At 51.3% G+C, this 23060-nt stretch carries 19 protein-coding genes and 1 tRNA gene; 9 read left to right on the forward strand and 11 right to left on the reverse strand.

Annotated elements, in window-relative coordinates:
* Window positions 1-45 precede the first annotated feature (45 nt).
* The 6 genes from PsAD5_RS01135 to PsAD5_RS01165 all read right to left on the reverse strand — a co-directional run bounded on the left by PsAD5_RS01135 (window position 46) and on the right by PsAD5_RS01165 (window position 9922).
* Window positions 46-1758 carry a site-specific integrase gene (locus PsAD5_RS01135; RefSeq protein WP_193776916.1) on the reverse strand — a complete coding sequence of 571 codons (1713 nt, stop codon included), beginning with the start codon at window positions 1756-1758 and terminating at the stop codon, window positions 46-48.
* A 490-nt stretch (window positions 1759-2248) separates the two neighbouring features.
* Window positions 2249-2323, reverse strand: a tRNA-Gln gene (locus PsAD5_RS01145).
* A 255-nt stretch (window positions 2324-2578) separates the two neighbouring features.
* Window positions 2579-5815 (reverse strand): efflux RND transporter permease subunit, encoded by a 3237-nt coding sequence (locus PsAD5_RS01150; protein ID WP_063290768.1) that lies wholly within the window; start codon window positions 5813-5815, stop codon window positions 2579-2581.
* A 7-nt stretch (window positions 5816-5822) separates the two neighbouring features.
* Entirely contained in the window at window positions 5823-6977 is a 1155-nt protein-coding gene (locus PsAD5_RS01155) for an efflux RND transporter periplasmic adaptor subunit (protein ID WP_057464788.1), read from the reverse strand.
* A complete protein-coding gene (locus PsAD5_RS01160) occupies window positions 6974-8497 on the reverse strand; it encodes an efflux transporter outer membrane subunit (RefSeq protein WP_084405884.1) in 1524 nt (507 codons plus the stop codon). Before PsAD5_RS01160 ends, PsAD5_RS01155 begins: the two co-directional genes overlap by 4 nt.
* A 300-nt stretch (window positions 8498-8797) precedes the next feature.
* On the reverse strand, window positions 8798-9922 hold the full coding sequence (locus PsAD5_RS01165; protein WP_057464789.1) for a glycosyltransferase: 1125 nt from the start codon (window positions 9920-9922) through the stop codon (window positions 8798-8800).
* A gap of 375 nt (window positions 9923-10297) precedes the next feature.
* Here PsAD5_RS01165 and purU point away from each other — a divergent pair, with 375 nt between their 5' ends.
* From purU to PsAD5_RS01190, 5 genes are all read left to right on the forward strand, one after another.
* Complete coding sequence (purU, locus tag PsAD5_RS01170) at window positions 10298-11155, forward strand: formyltetrahydrofolate deformylase (RefSeq protein WP_063286905.1); 858 nt, start codon at window positions 10298-10300, stop codon at window positions 11153-11155.
* A gap of 8 nt (window positions 11156-11163) precedes the next feature.
* Window positions 11164-12090 carry a bifunctional methylenetetrahydrofolate dehydrogenase/methenyltetrahydrofolate cyclohydrolase gene (locus PsAD5_RS01175; protein WP_063286904.1) on the forward strand — a complete coding sequence of 309 codons (927 nt, stop codon included), beginning with the start codon at window positions 11164-11166 and terminating at the stop codon, window positions 12088-12090.
* A 243-nt stretch (window positions 12091-12333) separates the two neighbouring features.
* Window positions 12334-12744 (forward strand): type III secretion system chaperone, encoded by a 411-nt coding sequence (locus PsAD5_RS01180; RefSeq protein ID WP_063290769.1) that lies wholly within the window; start codon window positions 12334-12336, stop codon window positions 12742-12744.
* A 126-nt stretch (window positions 12745-12870) separates the two neighbouring features.
* A complete protein-coding gene (locus tag PsAD5_RS01185) occupies window positions 12871-13344 on the forward strand; it encodes a type III secretion system chaperone (protein WP_063286902.1) in 474 nt (157 codons plus the stop codon).
* The gene (locus tag PsAD5_RS01190; protein ID WP_063290770.1) at window positions 13341-14231 is read left to right on the forward strand and encodes a Rho GTPase-activating protein; all 891 of its coding nucleotides are present in this window, start codon (window positions 13341-13343) and stop codon (window positions 14229-14231) included. Before PsAD5_RS01185 ends, PsAD5_RS01190 begins: the two co-directional genes overlap by 4 nt.
* 58 nt (window positions 14232-14289) lie before the next feature.
* On the opposite strand, the gene PsAD5_RS01195 is transcribed toward PsAD5_RS01190, so the two are convergent.
* Window positions 14290-15135: a lytic murein transglycosylase gene (locus PsAD5_RS01195; RefSeq protein ID WP_244271721.1), complete on the reverse strand. Its 846-nt coding sequence runs from the start codon at window positions 15133-15135 to the stop codon at window positions 14290-14292.
* Between the two features lie 372 nt (window positions 15136-15507).
* Here PsAD5_RS01195 and PsAD5_RS01200 point away from each other — a divergent pair, with 372 nt between their 5' ends.
* On the forward strand, window positions 15508-16509 hold the full coding sequence (locus PsAD5_RS01200; protein WP_057464795.1) for a BMP family lipoprotein: 1002 nt from the start codon (window positions 15508-15510) through the stop codon (window positions 16507-16509).
* A 72-nt stretch (window positions 16510-16581) separates the two neighbouring features.
* On the opposite strand, the gene PsAD5_RS01205 is transcribed toward PsAD5_RS01200, so the two are convergent.
* A complete protein-coding gene (locus PsAD5_RS01205; RefSeq protein WP_342585830.1) occupies window positions 16582-18003 on the reverse strand; it encodes an aminotransferase-like domain-containing protein in 1422 nt (473 codons plus the stop codon).
* A gap of 82 nt (window positions 18004-18085) precedes the next feature.
* On the opposite strand from PsAD5_RS01205, the gene PsAD5_RS01210 reads away from it, so the two are divergent.
* On the forward strand, window positions 18086-18682 hold the full coding sequence (locus tag PsAD5_RS01210) for a LysE family translocator (RefSeq protein ID WP_063286899.1): 597 nt from the start codon (window positions 18086-18088) through the stop codon (window positions 18680-18682).
* A gap of 6 nt (window positions 18683-18688) precedes the next feature.
* On the opposite strand, the gene PsAD5_RS01215 is transcribed toward PsAD5_RS01210, so the two are convergent.
* Window positions 18689-19651 carry a nucleoside hydrolase gene (locus PsAD5_RS01215; RefSeq protein ID WP_063286898.1) on the reverse strand — a complete coding sequence of 321 codons (963 nt, stop codon included), beginning with the start codon at window positions 19649-19651 and terminating at the stop codon, window positions 18689-18691.
* Between the two features lie 226 nt (window positions 19652-19877).
* Between PsAD5_RS01215 and PsAD5_RS01220 the strand changes: the two genes are divergently transcribed.
* Together PsAD5_RS01220 and PsAD5_RS01225 are read left to right on the forward strand one after the other, a co-directional pair.
* A complete protein-coding gene (locus PsAD5_RS01220; protein ID WP_063286897.1) occupies window positions 19878-20156 on the forward strand; it encodes a metal-sensing transcriptional repressor in 279 nt (92 codons plus the stop codon).
* A 47-nt stretch (window positions 20157-20203) separates the two neighbouring features.
* On the forward strand, window positions 20204-21523 hold the full coding sequence (locus PsAD5_RS01225) for an MFS transporter (protein ID WP_063290772.1): 1320 nt from the start codon (window positions 20204-20206) through the stop codon (window positions 21521-21523).
* Between the two features lie 12 nt (window positions 21524-21535).
* Here the strand turns inward: PsAD5_RS01225 and PsAD5_RS01230 are convergent, their stop codons facing one another.
* Both PsAD5_RS01230 and PsAD5_RS01235 read right to left on the reverse strand, forming a co-directional pair.
* Window positions 21536-22294: a class I SAM-dependent methyltransferase gene (locus PsAD5_RS01230; protein ID WP_063290773.1), complete on the reverse strand. Its 759-nt coding sequence runs from the start codon at window positions 22292-22294 to the stop codon at window positions 21536-21538.
* 91 nt (window positions 22295-22385) lie between these two features.
* Window positions 22386-23048, reverse strand: coding sequence for an OmpA family protein (locus PsAD5_RS01235; RefSeq protein WP_063290774.1), 663 nt, complete (start codon window positions 23046-23048; stop codon window positions 22386-22388).
* Between the last annotated feature and the right edge of the window lie 12 nt (window positions 23049-23060).

A 23060-nucleotide genomic window follows, 5' to 3' on the forward strand; every position in this document is an offset into this window, starting at 1 on the left:
CACTGTCAGTCTTGGTGCCTTCGTCTTGAGTGGTCGCTTTATTGCTCAGGCATCCTGCTTTTTTGAAGATTTCTGCCTTCGTCGCGCTTTACTAAGCTTCGGAGATAGCCTGACAGGTCGTTTGGTGAGATGATCTATATAGCTTGGAAGCTGGTTGATCGCATCAGCGAGCACTTGAAGCTTTGCGGTTTCTAAATAGCGCTCCTCGTGCACATCTTTTCCAAGGTGCCCAGCGATGTTCTTACACACGTTGGGGTCAACTCTTAAGCGATGCAGAGCTGTTATGACACTATGCCTAAAGCTGTGAAAGCATAGCTTTTTCTCTTTATGATCAGGGATAATCTTAGGTATCGCAGCATTCCAACCTGACTTAGAAAAAGCTTCTCCAGTGCCACTATCCTTGTAAATCAGATGCAGCTCAGGAAAAAGGTCACTAAAATCGCGTGCCTTAAGCTCCTTGATGTATTCTAGAAAACCAAGCTTCAAAATTGCTTGATGAATAGGCACAAGCCTCTTCGACTGTTTGTTCTTTAAGCCACGATGTTCGTTTTCTTCGATATTAAAATAATGGATGCCGTCCGCGCATCGAACATCAGATATTTTCAGTCCTGAAATCTCAGACCTACGCATACCGCTATGTGCCGCAATTATGGGAACCCAAAACTGAGCATCGTGAACAATAATGTCTCCTGCAATATGGCGTCTCACGTCACTCTTACAGCCAGTAAAAAACGGATAACCAAGAATTTTCGTAATCGTATCTGGCTGAAATGGGTTTCGATCTTCCTTCGCGCGGCCCTTCCGCTTTGTTCGATAGTGCGCCGTACCGTTAAACCAATGAAGCTTCTGATGATCAGCGCCCGAGTTAAAGAACACAATCATGTCATCTAGCTTTTGAAAGTGCTTATTAATTGTCGATGGTGAGAATGCCACTTCATCCGGTTGCATCCTGCTTGCTTTCTCCAGCACTTTCTCTAATGACTGCTCATAATCTTTCGGGGATTTACCAAAGCTTTTTGGTAGCTTGAGCATAATGTCACGGAACAAACGCAGGTCACTTTCCCTCATCTCTCCAATAAGCTCAACGCCTGTCGCCCACACAAACAACTTTGCTGCCGTTCGACATTGTTTCTCAGATGGGTCTCCCCACGTTTTATCTCTTCTTTTGTCTTGAATTAGCTTTTCTGCGATTTCCTTTGTTGACACTTTTTGCGTCTGAACAGAACTCTTAAGATTAAAGTTCGAGCATCCAGACGGTTCCGGCGAACTCTCAAAACTTGATTGCATGCCAACGCTCGGCATAGATCTGATTTGATAGCTATATGGTTGCACTTCAGCAGTGATTGCTTGAGATAATAGCTGAGCATCTTCAGCAAACTCACCCTGCCACCTACGCCCTGAATCCTTTAAAACTTGAGTTCCAGTTCGAAAGTATGCTTGACGGTTTTCGAAGACATTCGCTGCATTATTCTCAATGTCATATCTATTAAGTACGGCTTCAATTTTGCCTGAGTCTACAAACTTATCTGCACGAAACTCGCAGTCACGCAATCTCTGTTCAACTGCCGCTATTTCTTTCAGTCCAAGCCCATCTTGAGCCATCAACGCTCGATCACGGTCTCTTAGCTCAACCTTGTTTCCATGAGCAGTAAAAAGCTTGTGCACCCAATACAGGACTCTTTCCTTCGTTTCTTCAAAATCAATATTGAAGTCTGCGCGCTGCTTCGCAAGCAAGGCAGCAGCATCGAGATCGCGCATAAACGCGATCCCAAAATCCTGTACCATCACTACTACCTGCGAGCCCGAAAGCATACCTTGCCTATATTCACGAAACACAATCTCACTGAAGGCTGTCAGTAGTGAAGCCCTCTGTTTCGCTAAACATAACTCACGCGCTTGCAAACAAAGTTGGATTTTTTCAGGCTGCGTATTTTTGTATTCGCCGGACGGTCCCGCGTATTCATCACGCTCAATACAATTATTTTTGCAAGGAATTTCGTATTGAGAGTCTTGAATACGTTTTTTTGGTAACCTTCGCTGCCAATAATAAACAGCGCCTCGACGATAAATGTGTTGAATTTTTTGACACAGCTAAAACCCTTCAAGATTGAGAGTTGAAGCGCGCAAAATCTAATGGCTGAGGATCGCTATGTACGGCAGCTGAGTACTACACTTATGTGCTACATCGAATCTTATGCGAAATATTAATCGCTTAAGTCTCTGTCATATAACGATTTTTAGGAGAAAATGGCTGGGGTGGTAGGATTCGAACCTACGGTACACGATACCAAAAACCGTTGCCTTACCACTTGGCTACACCCCATCGCTGTGTGTGGGGCGGGTTATAGCTTTATGATTTGGAATAGGCAACCACTCAATTTCTTTTTGCTGTGAGAAACTTACAAGTGTTCCACAGGTGAGCATAAAAGCGGATTGCGTGAGTGCTGGAACTGGCGTGCTGCTCTGGGCTTTTGCCTTTGTAATTTCTTATCTGAAACCTGCTTCTCTCATTTCCCAGAGGGGGTAAAACCTCAAGGAATTCTGCCGTTTTGAGGATTTTACCTGTCAGACAGCTCTATCAGGTTGGGTCTGGTTCACCGTTTCCCTTAGGCAATTCCTCCGCTTTATCATCAGGTTGCGCCAGTTTGGAGCGATCTTGTGCAATGAGCATGTAGACATTTGGGACGACGAACAAAGTGAAGAGTGTTCCGATGGACAAGCCAGTCGCAATCACCAGTCCCATGTTGAATCGAGACGCTGCGCCTGCTCCGCTTGCCAGCACCAGCGGGATCACGCCAAGCACCATGGCGGCGGTTGTCATCAGGATGGCGCGCAGGCGGATTTGCAGGGCGCCAATCACAGCTTCACGTTTGGTTGCGCCCTGATTTTCCTGAAGTTCGCGGGCTACCTCTACAATCAGGATACCGTGTTTGGAGATCAGGCCCATGAGCGTGATTATGCCAACCTGCGTGTAGATGTTTATGCTGGCGCCACCCAACCCGATGTTGATGAAGAACAGCGCTCCTGCGATGGACATGGGAACCGAGACAAGAATGATGATCGGGTCGCGGAAGCTTTCGAACTGAGCTGCAAGGGTTAGGAAGATGATGAGCAAGGCAAAGGCAAAGGTGACGACAAAACCGCTGCTTTCCTGCTCAAACTGGCGCGACTGTTGGGCGTAGTCGACATCATAGCTTTCTGGCAGCTCTTCCGCTGCAATTTGTTGCAGGACTTGCAAGGCCTCTGCCAAAGGCACACCAAAGCTGGGTACGCCGGAAAGCGTCATAGAGTTTAGCTGCTGGAAGTGTGGGATGAACTCTGGTGTGACCTGCATATCCAGTGTCGCAACGCTTGAGAGCGGCACGATTGTACTGCGCGGGGCATTGCTGCTTGTGTTCGTTCCTGATGCTCCTGCTGCCGAGGCGCTGGCGGCGGAGCTGGGTGATGAGGTTCCGCTTTGCGCTGTGCTGCTGACAGCTGCACCGCCTGGAGAGGCCGAGCTGTTTGGCACCCGGATATAAGTGTCCAACAGTTGTTCCGGATTGAGGCGGTCATACTGAATGATTTGCGGGATGACCCTATAAGAGCGGCCATCAAAATCGAAGTAGTTGATGTAACCGCCACTCATGAGTGCTGTGAGGGATTGCCCCACATCCTGCAAGGTGAGACCCAGCTCAGCAACGCGGTCGCGGTCGATGTTGATTTTGCCCTGCGGTTTATCGATCTTCAGGTCCTTATCAATGAAGATAAACTTGCCGGTGGCCTGTGCCTTTTCCAGTATTTGAGACCCAACGACATTGAGTTTGTCGACGGGTTGGGTGGTTTTGATGACAAACTGCACAGGCAAACCGCTGCTGCCCGGTAAGGGTGGGTTTTGGAACATCACGGTTTTGAAGCCTGCCACACCTTCCATTGGCGGCTGCATGGCGTATTGCAGCTCAGTGGCGGTCTTGGAGCGTTCGTCCCATGGAGTGAGCAATACGCCTGAGAGTACGCTGGAGGACAGCACCAGTTGAAACACGCCTTCAACCTCGGAATATTTCCGGGCGATGCGATAGATCTCTTCTGTGTAGAGCATTTTTTGTTGCAGGGTGGCCGAAGGTGCTGGCGTTGACTGAGCTAAAACTAGGCCCTGATCCTCCTGCGGGGCCAGCTCTTGCTGTGAGGTGGAATAGAGCACTGGAATACTGGAGAGGATCAGGAAGGCAAAGGTGAGAACGACAGGCCTGTTGTCCAGCGATGCTTCCAAAGCACGCAAGTAGCGTTTGCGGAACCGGTCGTAGATATCATCCACCGTACGGGTCAGCGCATCATCCCACCCAGAGGTCTTCTCTGATCTTGCTTTGAGGATCTTGGAGCTCATCATGGGTGTCAGGGTGAGCGCGACAATTGCTGAGATGGTCACCGAGCCAACCACTGTGAAAGCAAATTCTGTAAAAAGAGCACCCGTCAAACCGCCCTGAAAGCCGATGGGGGCATACACCGCGACAAGAACGACCGTCATCGCCAGAATGGGTCTGCCGAGATCTTGCCCGGCTTGAACGGCAGCCTGAAACGGCGTGCTGCCTTCCGAGATGTGTCGTTCTACATCCTCCACCACGATAATCGCATCATCCACCACAAGGCCGATGGCAAGCACCAAGGCAAGGAGCGTGAGCAGATTGATGGAGTATCCCAAAACCAGCATGATGAAGAAGGTGCCGATCAGCGATAGCGGGATCGCGATGATGGGGATGGCAACTGTGCGTGGGGAGCCAATGAAGAGGAAGACCACAAACGTCACGATCACCAATGCTTCGAGAAGGGCACTGATCACCTCATCAATTGCTGCGTTGATGAAGAGACCAGAGTCGTAGACGATCCGTGCTTCCAGCCCCGGAGGCATGGCATTTTGGACTTTGGGCACGACCTCGCGCACCTGATCCAGCATGGCAAGTACGTTTGCAGCTGGCGCGGCCTGCACCCCAATGTACACTGCTGCCTTACCGGAATAGAGCACGGCCAGATCATAGTCTTCAGACCCCAGCTCCACCCTGCCCACATCACGCAGGCGAATGATTGCGCCATCGCTTTCTGCCACAACAAGCTGACGGAAATCTTCAACATCAGTCAGGTTGGTGTTGGCTGTGAGTTCTACCTGCACCATCTGGCCCTTGGTGTTGCCCACACCGGAGATAAAGTCATTGCGAGCCAGAGCATTGGCGATGTCCGTGCCGGTGAGGCCATAGGCGGCCAGTTTATCCGGATACAGCCAGGCACGGATTGCAAAGCGTTTTTCACCGTAAAGCTCTGCGGTTTGCACTCCGTCGATCGCCTGAATTTGTGGCTGGACAACACGGACGATGTAATCCGTGAGCTGATTGCGGTCGATTACATCAGAGGTGAAACCAATGTACATGGCGTCGATGGTCTCACCGATTTGAATGGTGAGCACCGGGTTTTGCGTTTCCTGGGGAAGCTGGTCCAGAACCGAGCTGATCTGGGTGTTGATCTCCGTGAGGGCTTTGTCTGCATCGTAGTTGAGCACAAGATTGACCGTGATGGTGCTGACTGTGCTGGCACTGGTCGAGGTCATGTAGTCAATGCCGTTGGCCTGCGCGATGGCTTCTTCCAGCGGGGTGGTGATGAAGCCCGCGACAGTCTCAGCGCTAGCACCGAACAAGGTGGTTGAGATGGTGATGACGGCGTTTTCCGTCTTTGGGTACTCCAACACCGGCAGCAAGAAGATTGCGCGCAAGCCCAGCGCCAAAATCATCAGGCTGATGGTGGAGGCCAGAACGGGGCGACGAACATAGATTTCTGTGAAACTGTTCATGGCCCACCTATTGCTCTACGGGTTTCGGGTCAGGGTCATTGAGTGGCAGCACGGAGTTGTCGATGACGACCTTGGATCCATTGCGCAGTTTGAGCTGCCCTGCGCTCACCACCAGTTCATCCACCTTAAGGCCTTTTGAAATCACGATTTGGTCGCCTCGTTTTGCACCGGTCTCGATGAAGCGCTGCTTGGCGGTGTAGACAGGTTTGTCCATGTGCTTTTCGTCGGTCTTGGTCAGCACATAAACGGTGATGCCGTAAGAGTTGTAGGTGATGGCCGTTTGCGGCACTGTGACCTGCTCTTTTGGCGCTGATATCACCGTTTGCACATCGACAAACATGCCCGGGATCAGCTCTTTGTTTGGATTTGCAAAGCGGCCACGCACTCTGGCGTTGCCGTTGTTGATGTCGACCTGCGCATCTATGGCAACCACTTTGCCTTTGATGGACTGGTCCGGATAGGTATCAGCCGAGACCTCAATTTCCTGATCACGTTTGATGGTGCCCAGAAAGCGCTGGGGTATGTAAAAATCAACGAAGAGATCATCAAGTTGCTGAAGGTTGACGTAGGGCTGGGCCACATTGAGATACTGGCCAACGCTAACCTGCCGGATACCCAAACGGCCTGAGAATGGAGCGCGGATGTTTTTCTTGGCAATGATCGCAAGCTGGTTTTGCACTTGTCCCTGAAAGTCTTTCAGGCTCGACCAGTCGGAATCGATCTGCTGTTTGCTGACAGCGTTGACTTTGTACTGCTTCAGGTCTCTGTCCAGCGTTTGACGCGCCAGAGTTTCTTGAGCTTGCAAGGATTTTAGTTGCGCAATCTCCTGTGTGGTATCCAACTCAATCAGCAGCGCGCCTTTCTTGACATCCTCACCCGATGCGAAGTTGATATGGGTTACCGTGCCAGGAAGCTCAGGCGACAAATCTGTTCCCATGATTGCCACAAGCGTGCCAACTGCCGAGACTTTTTCGGTCCAGAGTTGTTTGGTGGACTTGTAGGAGGAGACTGTTTCGATCTTGTTTTGCAGACCGGATACGATTTTCCCAAGTACTCTGGATTTGTAAAGCTGGAACCCATAGAGCCCACCAAACGCTATGCCGACGCAAATCAACATAATGATCATGTGTTTTTTGGTGTTGGTTTTTTTGCGTTCACTCATGGCTGGTTCACCGGCTGGATCTGTTTGCGATTGAACGGCGGGACAGCCGAGATGATGGTCAGAGGTCTTCCATCCCTTATTGGTGCCGCATTGGGGCGGTTCCACCACCCTCCACCGAGTGCAAAGAACAGGGCGACAGTGTCTGTGAAGCGTACGGCTTGTGCCTGCACCAGATTTATCTTTGCTTGTTGGTAGGTTTGGACTGCAAGCAGCAGTGTTGTGAGGTCGATTGCGCCCAGATTGTATTGTTGCTGTGTCAGGCGCAGGCTCTTTCTTGCAGAGCGTTCGGCAGCCAGACTAGCTTTCAGGGCACGGGCATCATTCTTCAAAGCGCTGATCGCGTTGGAGGTGTCGCCAAATGCGGTCAGCACAACATTGCGATAGCTTGCGGCGGAAGCCTCAAAAGCTGCAACGGCGGCTTTGCGTTGACTGTTGAGCGCTCCGGCATCAAACACGGTTTGGGCTGCGGAAGTTGTGATTTGCCATGCGCCTGTTCCAGAAAAGAACAAGCGGTTGAATACTTCGGAGTCGTTGCCCGCATTCCCGGTAATCTTGAAACTCGGGAGCTGGTTGGCTAGTGCAACACCGATGTTGGCGCTGGCTTGCCAGAGTTGCGCCTCAGCAGAGCGGATATCTGGCCTTCGCGCGACCAGCTCTGAAGGCAGGCTTAACGGTAGTTTTCTTGGCAATTTCAGATCAGAAAGATCAAACTCCTTTACGATATCCTGAGTGGGGTAGAAGCCACCCAGCGTTTTGATCTGATTTTTCTGCACCACCAATTGTTGTTGGAGTGGTGGCAAAGTTGCTTTGGTTTGCTCCAGCGTTGCCAGCTGTTGCAGGACCTGACTTTCATCCACACCACCTAACCTGAACTGCGCTTGCAGGATGGAGAGTTGCCGCTGTTGTACCTTGATGATTTCTTCAGTCGCACGAATCTGCCCTCTGAGGGAGGCTTCCAGAATTACTGCATTCAACAGATTGGATGTGAGCGTCAGATGCGCTGCCTCAACCTGAAACTGCGAGTACTGAATGTTGGCGACTTGTGACTCGATGTTCCGGCGTGTGCCGCCCCAGACATCAAGCGTATAGGAGATGGCCAATGACAAGCTGTAGGTCGTGAAGAAGGGGTTCAGGTTCGCAACAATTTCACTCGCCCCGCCGCCACCAATAGGGAACTTCTGCCTGTTACGGCTTGCATTGCCGGTGACGGTTGGGTAGAGCCCAGCGCCAGCCACGTAGGCATTTTCCTGTGCCTGTCTGAGATTGGCTTCAGCTTGAGCAATTGTGGGACTGTTGGCGACTGCAAGGCTGACATACGTGTTAAGAGCATTCGACTCGAACAGCTCCCACCACTCTCCCGGCAGGTCTCTTTGAGTAGAGAAGTTCTGCGAGGCTCCACCCTGAATGTCAGCGGACACAGTCGCACCGGGATCATTGCGGGTAAACTTGGCTTCTGGTGAGAGCTCTGGCCTTTTGAAATCCGGGCCTACCATGCAGGCTGACAGCAGGAAGAACAGCATAAGAGAGGAACGCCGACACACCGTAGGCGCAGGAGAACTCCTCGTCTTGCTGCAAAACCCGAACCAGACACTCAACAGTGGTGCTCCAATGACCTGTATCTTTTATTGGCGGAGAACGAAGCTGTACGCACACTCAAACACTGGCCAAGAACACGGCTGACCTAAGGGTACTTGATGCTGATTTTGCAGGTCAAACACGCTTGTGGTGTGTGCCGGGTTATCCCACGCTAATGGCGTGAGGCATCCTATTTTACCTAGTTATATTAACTAGTTAGACTGCATATTCCATGAAGGCCACTCTTAGTGCAGGTCTGTGACACGCTCAGAAATCATGGAGAGGAGCAGTTTCTCATAGGCATCAATTGCACGTTCCTGAGAGAAATCACGTGCTCTGGTCGCCAAAGTGTCGTCGGATCTATCGCACTTCACTGCTGCGAGGATCGCTTCTGATAGTTTGTCTGCGTCACCTGATGGAACGAGCCAGCCATTGCGGACATCGCTCAACACTTCACGGGCACCTGCGCCGCTGTCGAGCGCAATGATGGGTGTTCCCAAGGCCATTGCCCGCACCAGTTCTCCGGACACGCTGTCTTGCTGAGATGTTGAGACGTACACGTTGGCCGCTCTCAGGAACCTCTCCGGCTTGGTGACTTCACCCGGCATGGTGACGATATCATCGAGCGCCAAATTGGAAGCCAGCAGCTGGAGTTCTTCCTGCTCCTCTCCCTTGCCCAACAGATACGCCCGCAGATTATCCTTGTAACGGCTGAGCGCCATGGCGCGGAGGAGTTGGTGATGGGCATGGCGACTGGACGGGGCCCCGACACTTATCACCTTGCTGGTGCCGTGGGTTTCGAACCACTCCTCTTCAATCGGCTCTGCTGCCGTTTCAAACACATTCATTTCAACAAGAGGATTGTAGATGACACTGATCTTTTCTTTGGGCACCTGCTCGCAAAGATCAACGACATGTTCGATAGACTTGAGCGTACAAATCACCCGCTCTGCTTCGCGATAAATCAACGGGACTGCTATGGTGGCTGCGCTCTTTTGGGTTTTCAGTGCAAGACGATCTGAAATGGTAACCGATGAATGGAGCGTGATCGCCACAGGCACCTTCAAACGCGAGCGTGTTTTGACGGCGGACAAGCAGGCTATGTTGCTGCCTGTGCCGTGAGAGAGAATAATATCCGGCTTCTCTTTTTCGACCAGTCTGGCAACGCCTGCTGCAGCTGCGGCGGCTCTGGCCTTTTCCAGAAAGACCGGTGTAATTCGTGGTGAGTAGTGGGAAAGATCTCTTGGTTTGCCCGTCAGGGTGATCAGAGTGATGTTGTGTTGACGCGCAGCAAGGCCGTTGGAGACCACCTCGGTGATCTCAGTAATGTCTTCATCAAGGAAGCTTTCCTGTACTATAAAGAGCTTCATGACGCGCCCCCGGCCCACCGGTCGAACAGATGCGCCTCCAGACACTCGAAAATCTGGTTTTAAGAGCACGCACCGAAGCTCAATCTAGAAATCTACGGTGTTGTTCTCAATCTGGTTGATTTGATACCCGATTATCTCCCAATGCATTTATCAGGGTAATTCCTTACTTGGCACCCTATCTCCTGCCTATCTGGATCTGTCTGCACAAGCTTAGTGGTTTTAGTGGTTTCTACCGTGGGTATGAAAAAGAATCACATTGCTGCAGCACAATGCTTTTTTCTGCATCCCAGTGTTGATTTGCCCTTTAAAAATTAGGTGCTCCCGCCTATTGTGCGCGGCAGCAAATTCAGTTCAAACGTGTAGATTAAGCCTCCTATGAACACCAAGGCCAACTATGTGCTCACCCTTTCCTGCGGAGACAGAAAAGGGATCGTAGCAGCGGTTGCAAACTCAATCGCTTCTCAAAACTGCAACATCTGTGAAAGCGCTCAGTACGGCGATGCAGAGACAGATCGTTTTTTTATGCGCATCTCTTTCAACGCACCGGACGGAATGACCAAAGAACAGTTTGAAGAGGGCTTTGGCCCTGTTGCAACGGGCTATGGTTTTGACTGGAAGGTGCACGATCTTTCCAAGAAGCCTCGTGTTCTGGTGCTGGTCTCACAGATGGGGCACTGTCTGAACGACCTGCTCTACCGCAACTCCACTGGCCAGCTGCCGATGGACCTTGTGGCGGTTGCTTCCAACCACACCAAGTATCAGTCCCGCGTTGAGCATGAGCAGATTACCTTTCACTATCTGCCAGTGACCAAAGAAACCAAAGCGGAACAGGAAGCCCAGATTGTTGATCTGGTAGAGCGCGAAAACATCGATCTGGTGGTGCTGGCGCGTTACATGCAGATTCTCTCCAATGAGCTCTGTGAGAAGCTTGCGGGCAAGGTGATCAATATCCACCACTCTTTCCTGCCAAGCTTTATAGGTGCAAAACCGTATCACCGGGCCCATGCACGCGGCGTCAAGATGGTTGGTGCCACCGCGCATTATGTAACCGCAGACCTTGACGAAGGACCAATCATCGAGCAAGACGTGAGCCGGGTTGAACACTTCCATTCGGTGAACGAACTCATCGCCCAGGGGCGTGATACGGAAAGTCAGGTTCTTGCTCGCGCTGTCCGCTATCATCTGGAGCACCGAATTCTCCTTAACGGTGACCGTACCGTGATCTTTAAATAGGACTTGCCATGAGTGAGGCTCTTATTATCGACGGCAAAGCCATTGCTGCATCTGTCACCGACGAGATTGCTGCACGTGCTGCACGCCTTGAATCTGAGACAGGTATTAAGCCGGGTTTGGCTGTTGTGATTGTGGGTGAAGACCCTGCCAGTCAGGTTTATGTACGCAACAAGGGCCGAACCGCAAAAGCATGTGGTTTCAACTCCGTCACACACACGCTATCAGCTGATGTGAATGAGGAAGAGCTTCTGACTCTTGTGACATCACTGAACGAAGATGACACCATTCACGGTATTCTGGTTCAGTTGCCTTTGCCAAAGCACATCAGTGAAAATAAGGTCCTCGATCTCATTAAGCCTGAGAAAGACGTCGACGGTTTCCACCCGATCAATGTTGGCCTGCTGGGCAGCGGCAATACAGACCGTGCGCTTGTACCATGCACCCCTGCTGGCAGCGTGTTGCTGGCAAAGAAAGCGCTTGGCGATAATCTTTCCGGCAAAACCGCTGTGATCGTCGGGCGCTCCAACATTGTTGGCAAGCCGATTGCTCAGCTGCTGTTGCAAGAGCACTGCACGGTGACGATTGCTCACTCCCGCACCAAAGATCTTCCTGATGTGGTTCGTTCTGCAGATATTGTTATTGCTGCCGTGGGACGTCCGCAGATGATCAAGGGCGACTGGTTGAAGCCGGGCGCGACTGTCATTGACGTGGGCATCAACCGCATTCCAGCGCCTGAAAAGGGCGAAGGCAAAACCCGTCTGGTGGGCGATGTGGCGTTTGATGAAGCACTCGGTCACACAGCTGCAATCACCCCGGTTCCGCGTGGTGTCGGGCCTATGACCATCGCAATGCTGATGAGCAATACCCTGACTGCTGCACGCCGTTTGATGGGGCTGGACGAAGAACCGCCGCTCTTTGAAGCCCTGAACAGCTAAACCATTCCGCCAGACAAGCAGACACTCCTTGTTTTCCGGTTTGCCTGTTCAGTTAAAATAGATCCATAGATAAGGCTCCGAAGCACCTTCGGGGCCTTTGTTATTTGTAGTAGCGATCCAATTCAGATCACGTCTGCAGTTTGTTTTATTTGCATTCCCCCACCCTAATGTTCCTTTCAGCACATCTCAGATGTTGGCAACTCGCTAGCTTCCTCTCAAGCAACGTAATTGAGGGGATGCACGATGCATCATGTGGACCGTATCGTCCCAGTTATTCGCGAGACGCTTGGTCTGCCGGAGTTGAAGTTTGACGAAGCCGGGCATGTGGACCTGCTTTTTGAGGACAGCTTTTCTGGTGTCTTGAGCCGCATTGACGGCAACAATCTGGAATTCAGTTTCTATCTGCCGGGTCTGGACATCAACCAACCCCACATCCTGAAAGCAATGCTTGCTGCCAACTGTCTTGGCACATCGACCGCAGCCGGACGTCTGGCCATTGATGAAGACAAGATGCAGGCACTTTATTGCGAGCGCTGGTGCCTCTCTGACGTGCAGGAGGACACAGTTCCTGAGCGCCTGATCGATGCCGTTTCAACGGCTGCCTTCTGGCTTACTGAGGGCACAAACACCTTACTTCAGAATGACTTCGTATAAACGCGTAGCAACACATTTGAGTGCTGAAAAGAACAGAATAGCTGCAAGAGGAATACTAGTCTGATCTTAACAGCAGGAAATATTTAAGCAGAAAGATTCGTCTGCTTCAGAAAAGTCGAGATAGCAATGCGTCAACTACTGGATGAACTCTTCAACGAGATCGGGCGAAGGATTGGGCTTGATGGACTGTGTTTGGATGAAGACAACACGCTCTTGCTTGGACTGGAGCAAGAACTCTTCATGACTGTTCAGTGGCGCGATGAGACGCAGACGCTCTTGTTTAATGCAGTGTTGTGTACGCAGCCTTGCGATGATCAGGAGAAGATGAAGGCCCTGATGCAGACGAACTGTGTTCTCACACACGGACACGGCATGAGCTTCAACCTTGATCCGGCGACAGACCATATCAACCTGTCTCAAGTGGTTAGCATTACCGACAAATCTTCCTTCACGCTGCAAGAAAAGCTGGACCTGTTCATTAGCACCTCTGCTGCCTGGCATGAGCGATTGAACAGCACTGCTCCTCTTCAAATGGACTGGCAACATTCTGCCAGTGTTGCAGCCGAGTCTTCTTTTGAAACTTTGGGTATGAGAGTATGACCAATATTAGCCTTTCACATTTTCAAAGCGCAGCCGAAAGCGCTGCTATTAGCGGTAACCTGAACCAGAAGCTGACTGTTACAGACGGCGGCGATCTGCAAACCCGTGAGGCCAGTTCCACACTTGCTGGGAAGCTTGTTTCCTGGCACAAACTGAGCTCTTCTGAAGGCACTGCCAAAGCTCAGGATCAGGGCGCATTCCGCACTGCACTGCAAGATAAGTTTGGCAAGGAGCTTGGTGATCAAGCTTACAAACACGCCTGCACAGCTTGCGGTTACACCGATGGCAAAGCCCACAGCCTAACGGCCGAGCAGATTACAACTGGCATTGATTTCGCTGTAAGGCATAAGCATGAAGCCGAAGCACAGAACAAGAGCATTATTGAATATTTTAAACAGAACCCAGAGCAGTTGTTGACCGTTGGTCTAACCCGCGTAAATGGCAGCAAAAACGAGATCAACAAGCTGATTGCGAACAGGACGTCCCAGGACTTTGATAACAACGTGCATGGCAAAGTAGAGCACGAGCTGGCGGGTGCGTTTAAGCAGAACCTCAGAGATAACATGAGTGACACTGAGTTAGCGAAGGTGTTGGACTTCGTGAAAAGTTATGATCCAGTCCTCGAAAATCTGCCTGCGCTGAATGGGTTACCAGAAATGGTGCAAGACACAGTAAAGTTTTCTGCGATGATCGCGAACAAAGCAGATGTTAACAAAATGCAACCCTCAAACCTTTCCATCGTATTTGGCCCTAATGTCGTAAAAGATGATAGCTTAGCCCCTATGGAGCAAATTGGTCTCATTGAGGTTGGAAACAAATTCTTTGCTGCGTTGGTTGAACGCGAGCTGCCTGACGATTACTATTTACGTATACCGAAAAACGATTAAACAAAAAAGGCCGCTGAGAGGAGAACTCAGCGGCCTTTTTTCTATTTCTCTGGCTGGATTACTTGCTTAGTTTTTCAGCCATGATCTGGATTGTTTTGACATATACGCCAGCACGGTTCCAAGAGCGGATCACCTCATAGTTAGGTGTGCCCGGTCCCCAAGGTTGACCCGGTCGCCAGCCGTAAGACATGAGGAAGTGCGCGGTGGAAGCCAAAGTATCTGAGGTGTTGTACAGCAGATCCCGTTTGCCATCGCCGCTGTAATCAATCGCGAACTTGATGTAGGAAGATGCGAGGAACTGAGTCTGACCCAACTCACCTGCCCAAGCTCCCTTCATTTCGCTCGGCTTCAAGTCGCCCTTCTGGACGATGAGCAGCGCATGATAGAGCTCGTTGCGGAAGAAATCAGCACGGCGGCAATCATAAGCCAACGTTGCTAAAGAGCGTATGGTGCTCATGTTGCCTATGCCACGACCATAGCCAGTCTCAAGACCCCAGATGGCGGTGATGATCTCACGCGGAACGCCAAATTCGTTCTCGATGCGATTGAAAAGCCGATCGTGCTTTTTCATCAACTTGCGGCCCTTATTAATGAGCGCATTGTTGACGCGGAGCTTGTAAAACTCGTCGAAGCTGAGTTTGAAAGATTTCTGGTTCCGGTCATACCCAATCACCTTGCGGTTATAGGTTATGCCATTCAAGGATCTGTTCAAAGTTGCCTTTGAAATGCCCTGAGACTGGAGTGTCTTTTTATAGGACGCCAACCAGCGGTCAAAGCCCGCCCCTGTATCGCCACAGGTTGCAGCTTGAGCAGAAGACACGCCTAGCAAAACCAGACCAGCGCCAAGTAATAGCCCGGCTTTTCTGGTTTTGAACTTAACCTTGTCAATAAATGATTCGAACACCCCAAACTCCTGCATGTTCACTAAGCAATTTTGATCGTTCTAACGAATAAAAGTAGCCAAATTGGCGGATAACTGAAAATTTTTGCAGTCCTAATATATTTATTCGCATTTTAACCTTGATCCTAACACCGGCATGTGTCCAACTAAAGGCCGTACACATAACTGTTTTCAACATGCCTGATCGTTTTGGACAACCTATAGGCGCATAATTAAGGACAAGCTAACACTTAGCTGGACTTACGCAGGGGAAGTTATGCACTTAGACGTTCACCTCAATGAGGTGAGTCTCCAGGTTGGGATTTAGTGGTGAAGACGGACTTGGGGACAGGGCAACGTAAAGGTTTCCCATTGGGATATAACGGAGGAATGGGTATGAAATCCATCAAAACCATCGCTGCAACTGCAGTATTGGCAGCAGCAATGAGCACAACTGCTATGGCAGCGGACTTTAAGCCTGCAGTTATCTTTGACATGGGCGGCAAATTCGACAAGTCATTCAACGAAGCTGCCTATAATGGTGCTGAGGCTTTCAAGGCTGAGACCGGTATCGAGTATCGCGAATTTGAGATCTCCAACGCTTCCCAGCGTGAGCAAGCTCTTCGCAACTTCGCTCGTCGTGGCATGAACCCAATCGTAGCGATGGGCTTTGCGCAGGCTGCTCCAGTTGAAAAAGTTGCTAAAGAATTCCCAGATGTCAGCTTTGCTATCATCGACTCTGTTGTAGATCTGCCAAACGTACGTTCTGTTGTCTTTAAAGAGCAGGAAGGTTCTTACCTTGTTGGTATGATGGCAATGCTCGCATCCGAGACCGGCAAGGTTGGCTTTGTGGGCGGCATGGACATTCCGCTGATCTCCAAGTTCTCCTGTGGTTACAAGCAGGGCGCACTAACCACCAACAAAGACGGTGAAGTCTTCGCAAACATGACTGGTACTACTCCAGCTGCATGGAACGATCCGGTTAAAGGTGGTGAGCTTGCTAAGTCTCACTTCGCACGTGGCGCAGACGTAATCTTTGCTGCTGCTGGCGGTACCGGCCTTGGTGTTCTTCAGGCAGCTGTTGATGAAGACAAGAAGTTCATCGGCGTTGACTCCAACCAGAACCACCTGGCTCCAGGCAAAGTGCTGACCTCCATGGTTAAGCGCGTTGACGTAGCTGTTGCAAATGCATTCATGGATGCAAAAGAAGGCAACTTCACAACCGGCATCCAGTCTCTTGGTCTTGCTGAAGACGGTGTTGGCTATGCAATGGACGAAAACAACGCTCCACTGGTTAGCGAAGAAATGAAAGCAGCTGTTGAAGCAGCTCGCGCAGACATCATTTCCGGCAAAATCACCGTTCATGACTACATGAGCGACATGGCTTGCCCATACTAAGATTTGCTTAGTATGCTGGCTTAGGTCAGATATTAGCCCCTGCCTGAATACTGGCAGGGGCTTTTTTATGCTTTACCCCACCATTGGCCTTGGGGCTTGTATCTCTTCCAGATGTTCGATTGATGCTTTCAGAAGAGATATCGCTTCTTCAAAGTGCTTATGATGCGCAATCGTTGACGGGCTGACCCGCAATGCGTTGATGTCTGTGCGCGGCATAGCCTGAAAATTGCGATGTGACAGCACTTCCACGCCTCTCAAAAGAGCCGCTTGCGCCACCAGCTCCGCACTTTGCTGTTGGGGGAGTTGCAGCCATGTGAAGAGTTTCTCCTCGCCGCCTTGCAGCGTGTTGTCCGGAAACACCTCTTTTATGTACTGATAGCGCTGTCTGAGAACTTCTCGTTTTCTTTGCAGTGTTTCTTGCAGTTCCCCACCTGTAATCCATCTGGACACGATCTCTACATTGAGCGGAGCCGCCATCCATGTGCTTTCGCCGATGGCGTTGGCAAAAGCCGTTTTGACATTGCCCGGAACATGAATATAGCCGGTGCGCAACCCGGCTGACATGACTTTGGACGGGGAGCCAACCAGGACAGTGTTCTCGGGCACCAGCTCCAGAAAGCTCTTCTGCTTGCTGGAAATGAAGGGCGTATAGGGATCGTCCTCAATGACAGTGAGGTTGTGCTTTTCAATCACAGTTGCCAGTCGCTGGCGCTCGCCGTTACTCAATGTATGAGTTGTCGGATTTTGTGCGTTCGGTATCAGAAAGACGCCGCGGATATCATGTTTGGTGCAAGCATCCTCCAGCGCCTCACCAGACATAGACCCCATATGCCCGTTCTCATCCCGTTCAGCTTCGATAGGTACAATTTGCAGGCCCAGAGCCGGGAGAACAGACAGAATGGGCGGATAGATCATCTCGTCTACTGCAATGGCATCGCCTCGGTTGAACATAGCCAACATGGCGATCTGAATGCCGTGTTGCGCCCCGCATGTAACCAGTGTCTGGCTGGCATTTGCCGGAGCGCCATAAAACTCTGAGAGAAACTGAGCGCCTATCTCCCTATGATAGAACGTTCCCTCAGACGGGCCATATTCGTTCAGGGAGTTGACCAGAGGATCATCGCTCAATTCCCTGAGCATTTGCCCCAGATCTGGGTTCAGGTGAGCGAGGCCTAAATTGCGAGCTAAATCATAGCTCTGAATGCCTTCGGTGTTGGGCATCAGCATCAGCGGTGAATGCACATTGGCGGTCTTGGCAACGAATGTACCCCTGCCCGTTTCTCCCCGCACCAGCTTTCTGCGCTCAGCCTCGGCATAAGCCCGCGTGATTGTACCAAGCGTTACGCCGAGCTGATAGGCAAGCTCGCGTTGAGGCGGAAGCTTGTCACCTTCCACAAGGCGGCCAGTTTGAATGTCTTGCTCCAAAGCCATTGCAATACTTAGGTATTTTGGACTTGTGAGTTTGTTTGGGTCAGGCTTCCACATTGTATTCATAACAATAAAGAGGTTGATAGATACGATCGATACAATAATTTAGCACATCGTGTAGATTGTATCAATTGACTGGAATAACAATATGGATTGGGCAACACTCAGCGCATTCGCGATTTTTGTAGCCATTATGACCGGCACTCCGGGGCCGGGAAACCTCACCTTCATGGCGATTGGTGCCAGCGCGGGTTATCGCACTGCTTTTCCGGTTATCATTGCGGCAGAGCTGGGCAGCCTTCTGCTCAACCTCTGTGTGGCTTTCGGACTGGGACAGTTGATGGCTCGTGGGGGACTGATGGTCAACGCATTCAAGTTTGCCTCCATGGCCTACATGACCTATCTGGCCTGGCGCATTGTGCAGTTGAACATCAAGCCAAAAGGCGAAGTTAGCTTGCCGACATTTTGGGAAGGTTTGCTCATTCACCCACTTAGCCCCAAAACTTGGGCAATGAGCCTGGTGGCATTTACCAGCTTCTTCGCGGCCAATGGTATGGGGCTTTATGAGAATGCTGCCATCCTGACAGCTGGTTTCTTGATCGGCGGAATGATCTCTCACAGTGTGTGGGCAATGGTTGGGGTTTCAATTCTTAAGGTGATTGGCGAAGGCGTTTTGATGCGCGGCATTACAATAGCTATGGCTATCGCGATGCTTGCAGCAACTGCATGGTCCTTGCTTCTCTAATTGTTTTCACTGGTGGCGCGAGGCAAGCGCTGCCAGTGTTCCTTCCAATATACGTTCCACTTTAGGGCGGTCTGCCCGCTCCATGATGCCGATAATAGGTGCCTGCGTTTTACCCTCGTGATCCAGAATAGTCGCACCGCGGGCAAACTCTCCACCTGTTTCAACGAGTACGCCGCAAACAATGGTTCGGGCTATGACCTCAGAGTCCAACAGGGCAGCAGCGGCCAATGGATCAGGCAGGATGAGAAGGTCTTCGTGGTACCACGTCTTGCCACGCTCTCGCATAAACGTACACATATGCTCTGCAAACTTGGCTGGTATCGTGTCCCCCAAACGTTCAAATATACCATCGACCACATCCCCCGGGAGGGCATCATGGAGGCTTGGTTCCCATGGAATGAGCGTTGTGTTGATCGCCTGCGAAAACACTGCTTTTGCCGCTTCCGGATCGCAGAGGATGTTGAATTCAGCGGCAGGCGTAACGTTGCCGCGTCCGTGGCAGGTTCCACCCATAGACCAGATGCGATCAACTCCTTCGACCAGATCCGGCTCCTCGCGCAAGACTTCTGCCAGATTTGTGAGTGGTCCAATGGTCAAGATCTGAAGCTTTGGCCCACCCAGCGCAGCTTTGCGCAGAACATCCCGGAGAGCATTGTGTGCTGTCTCACCTGAATGCCTCAGGAGGTGTTGAGGGCGTTCCACACCGCCTAACCCGTCTGGCCCATGAACATAAACAGCATCAATACGCTCGCCGGAAATTGGATCAGAGGCGCCTTTATGGACGGGAATGTCTGCATTGCAGATGGCGAGCGTGTCCAGAATGTTCTTTGTTGCCTGCTCCAGATCGACATTGCCGAATGTAGTCGTGATGAAGTCTATCTTCTTGCCTGAGCCGATGAGCATCATGAGTGCGATGGCGTCGTCAACACCGCCATCCGTGTCCACTGCAAAAACAAAATTATCCGGCACGTCATTCTCCTGGCACGCCTTGTTGGCAGTGCATATCCATCAATCAAACTCAGTTTCAGCATTCTGCGTTGGTGAGCAAGCCCTCGTTTCCTCAGGTCTTCAGGCCACCCTGCTGCCACCCGTTTGCCGAGGACGATACCACGAAGGGTTATTCAAATGATTTAACTGCACATTTGTTAAACTCAGTCGGCTTGCAATATCCCCCTAGGGGGGATAATAGTGAGACATGACTGAAAAGCACACACACCAGTCCCATCCGGGAATTGTTAATCGCTTAAAACGCGCTGACGGGCACCTCAAATCCATTATTGGGATGATTGAAGATGGTCGCCCATGTGTGGAAATAGCTCAGCAACTTCATGCAGTTGAGAAGGCTGTCATGCAGGCAAAGAAGACCCTGATCTACGATCATCTCGATCATTGCCTTGATGACACAGTCAACAATCCGGATGCAAATTCCGAGCAAACGATTGAAGAGTTCAAAGCAATCTCCCGTTACCTCTAGGGGGATATAGTCAACTCAAGAAAACAAGAAGCCAAAGGAGTTTCCGCGTGCTGTCTGTACTCGCGAACCGAACCTATCGCCACCTGTTTCTTGCTCAAGTCATTGCCTTGTTTGGTACTGGTCTTGCCACTGTCGCCCTGAGTCTTCTTGCGTTTAACATCGCCGGAGAAGACGCCGGTTCAGTGCTTGGAACTGCCTTTGCGATCAAGATGATTGCCTATGTTGGGCTGGCCCCGATTGCAGCTGCGTTTGTTCAACGGTTGCCGCGACGTGCTGTGCTGGTGGGGCTGGATCTCATCCGTGCAGCGGTTGCTCTTGCGCTGCCGTTTGTGACTGAGATCTGGCAGATCTATCTACTTATTTTTGTGCTGCAGTCCGCTTCCGCAGCTTTCACGCCCGCATTTCAAGCGGTTATTCCTGACGTGTTGCCAGAAGAGAAAGACTACACCAACGCTTTGTCATTGAGCCGCCTTGCTTATGATCTTGAGAACCTGCTCAGCCCGACGATTGCGGCTGGCTTGCTGCTGGTGATCAACTTTCATGGGTTATTTGGTGGCACGGTGATCGGTTTCCTCGCCTCTGCAGCTCTTGTCGTTTCCGTCACCTTGCCAAAGCTCAAACCTGTTGAGAACCAGCGCACAGTCAAACGCATGACGCAAGGCACTCGTATCTATCTCAGCACCCCTCGCCTGCGCGGAATGCTTGCTGTTTATCTGGCTGTCGCAGCTGGCGGGTCCATGGTGATTGTGAATACGGTGGTGATTGTACAAGGCACGTTTGGCCTGCAAGCTGATGATGTTGCCATTGCTCTAGCTTGTTTTGGCGCAGGCTCCATGATTACAGCACTCAGCCTTCCTAAAGTTCTGGAGCGTTTTAAAGACAGAAGCGTCATGATCTTGGGCGCCAGTGTCATGGCCGTCTGCCTCAGCTTCGGGTTTATGTTGAGCAGCTTTACGCAATTGTTGCCGCTCTGGTTCCTGATGGGCCTTGGTTATTCTGCTGCACAAACACCCTCAGGCCGGGTTTTACGACGCTCTGCGAGAGGTGGAGATCTTCCGTCGGTGTTTGCAAGCCAGTTTGCGCTCAGCCATGTATGCTGGCTGATTGGCTATCCAATGGCTGGCTGGGTTGGTGCTCGTCTGGGCATACCGATCAGCTTTCTTTTCATGGCGGTACTGGCGTGGATCAGCGTTTTCGCTGCAATGCTGCTGTGGCCGAGCAAGGATGCAAAGAAGTTGCGACATTCCCACGAGGACCTGCCAGACAATGATCCTCATTGGTCAAAGGGCGTCGACAAGGTAGGCAAGAGCCACGTGCATGAGTTCAAGATTGACGACCTACACACACGATGGCCTAGCAGCCTATAAAGCAGTTGTTGCTCAGAGACGGCCCAGCCGCATTGCGATGGGCCAACTGATCTTGCGGAGTTGCTGAGGATCTCCCCAAAGGCTGGTCAACTCTTTTGCAAAGCTTTCCATCAGGCTTTGCTTGCCAGCCTTTGCCGCTGCTTTGACAGAGGACCACGTGCGCACGTAGCCGAGGAACTGCTCCAGCGCCCAATCCCGTTCAATAGACATCTCCGGATACTCCAGCTCCTGAAACGGGAACTCAAAACTGGCGTATCCGCTGTCGACGTGCTGGCGCTCTGGTGGCCAATAAAGGCCGGTTTCATCGTAATAGAACTGGCGAAAACGGGTATTGCATTCGGCATGATTGATGGAGAGAACACCATAGCTGACGAGTGCGAGCACACACCCTGGCGCACCAACACGCCTGACTTCCTTATAAAAACTTGCCAGATCAAACCAATGCGCAGCCTGTGCAGCGACAATCAGATTAAGGGACGTATCTTCAGCTGAGCAGTGCTCTGCCGGTTCTACTGCAAAGCAAATGTTTGGAACGGGTGCTGCGTTTTCAATTTGTGAGGCGCTGATATCTGCGGCAAGCACCTTCCTGAAATGTTTGGCAATCATGCCACTGAGTTGACCATTCCCGCAGCCAACATCCAAAGCCAGATTGTGCTGCTGGCATTGTGAAGCCAAAAACTCAACAAGCTCTGCAGGATAGGTTGGGCGGTACTTTGCGTAGCTCTCTCCAGCATTCTGGAAATGTGATGCAGCCAGATTTTCCTGTGTCATGTGCAAGCCTCCCCTATTGACGGTGGGAGACTAACAAAAAACGCGGCCCCAGTAAGGGACCGCGTTCTAAAACTTTTGCCTGTCTGAAAGATTAGTTCAGTGGAGACAGGATGATCTCTACACGGCGGTTCTGCGCGCGGCCAGCTTCGGTTGCGTTGGACGCGATCGGGCTGGTCAGGCCGTAACCTGCTGCGGAGATGCGTGCACCGTTTACACCCTGATTATACAGGTAGTTGCTGACGGAGTCTGCGCGACGCTGAGAAAGCTGTAGGTTGAACTGAGCGGACCCAGTGTTGTCGGTGTGGCCGTAAACGTTCAGACGTGTCTGCGGGAATTCTTTCGCAACAAGAGAAACACTGTTGAGGACCTGCATTGCGCGGGAGGACAGAGTTGCCTGACCAACAGCGAAGGTCACATCGTTTGGCATGTTCAGTACGATCTGGTTGCCGTTACGAGTTACGGAAACGCCAGAGGACTGGAGCTGCTGACGAAGCTGTGCTTCCTGACGGTCCATGTAGTTACCGATACCACCACCGATCAGGCCACCAGCAGCAGCACCAACGAGCGCGCCTTCAACGCGAGCGCTTTTACCGCCAGCGATTGCGCCGATGATTGCGCCAGTGGCTGCACCAAGGCCTGCACCGCCTGCCGTTTTGGAAACGCGGGACTCACCCGTGTATGGATTGGTTGTTGTACATGCTGCAACGGAAAGGCCGAGAACAATAGCAAACGCGGCGTGCATCAGTTTTTTCATTTAAAATTCTCA

This window comes from Pseudovibrio sp. Ad5 (genome assembly GCF_001623095.1).
Classification (GTDB): Bacteria; Pseudomonadota; Alphaproteobacteria; order Rhizobiales; family Stappiaceae; genus Pseudovibrio.

Bases quoted from the DNA above. Each gene is read 5' to 3' on its own strand.
- PsAD5_RS01135 (WP_193776916.1), bottom strand. From the start codon at position 1,758: ATGCGCGATCTCGATGCTGCTGCCTTGCTTGCGAAGCAGCGCGCAGAC.
- PsAD5_RS01150 (WP_063290768.1), bottom strand. From the start codon at position 5,815: ATGAACAGTTTCACAGAAATCTATGTTCGTCGCCCCGTTCTGGCCTCC.
- PsAD5_RS01155 (WP_057464788.1), bottom strand. From the start codon at position 6,977: ATGAGTGAACGCAAAAAAACCAACACCAAAAAACACATGATCATTATG.
- PsAD5_RS01160 (WP_084405884.1), bottom strand. From the start codon at position 8,497: ATGCTGTTCTTCCTGCTGTCAGCCTGCATGGTAGGCCCGGATTTCAAA.
- PsAD5_RS01165 (WP_057464789.1), bottom strand. From the start codon at position 9,922: ATGAAGCTCTTTATAGTACAGGAAAGCTTCCTTGATGAAGACATTACT.
- purU (WP_063286905.1), top strand. From the start codon at position 10,298: ATGAACACCAAGGCCAACTATGTGCTCACCCTTTCCTGCGGAGACAGA.
- PsAD5_RS01175 (WP_063286904.1), top strand. From the start codon at position 11,164: ATGAGTGAGGCTCTTATTATCGACGGCAAAGCCATTGCTGCATCTGTC.
- PsAD5_RS01180 (WP_063290769.1), top strand. From the start codon at position 12,334: ATGCATCATGTGGACCGTATCGTCCCAGTTATTCGCGAGACGCTTGGT.
- PsAD5_RS01185 (WP_063286902.1), top strand. From the start codon at position 12,871: ATGCGTCAACTACTGGATGAACTCTTCAACGAGATCGGGCGAAGGATT.
- PsAD5_RS01190 (WP_063290770.1), top strand. From the start codon at position 13,341: ATGACCAATATTAGCCTTTCACATTTTCAAAGCGCAGCCGAAAGCGCT.
- PsAD5_RS01200 (WP_057464795.1), top strand. From the start codon at position 15,508: ATGAAATCCATCAAAACCATCGCTGCAACTGCAGTATTGGCAGCAGCA.
- PsAD5_RS01205 (WP_342585830.1), bottom strand. From the start codon at position 18,003: ATGAATACAATGTGGAAGCCTGACCCAAACAAACTCACAAGTCCAAAA.
- PsAD5_RS01210 (WP_063286899.1), top strand. From the start codon at position 18,086: ATGGATTGGGCAACACTCAGCGCATTCGCGATTTTTGTAGCCATTATG.
- PsAD5_RS01220 (WP_063286897.1), top strand. From the start codon at position 19,878: ATGACTGAAAAGCACACACACCAGTCCCATCCGGGAATTGTTAATCGC.
- PsAD5_RS01230 (WP_063290773.1), bottom strand. From the start codon at position 22,294: ATGACACAGGAAAATCTGGCTGCATCACATTTCCAGAATGCTGGAGAG.
- PsAD5_RS01235 (WP_063290774.1), bottom strand. From the start codon at position 23,048: ATGAAAAAACTGATGCACGCCGCGTTTGCTATTGTTCTCGGCCTTTCC.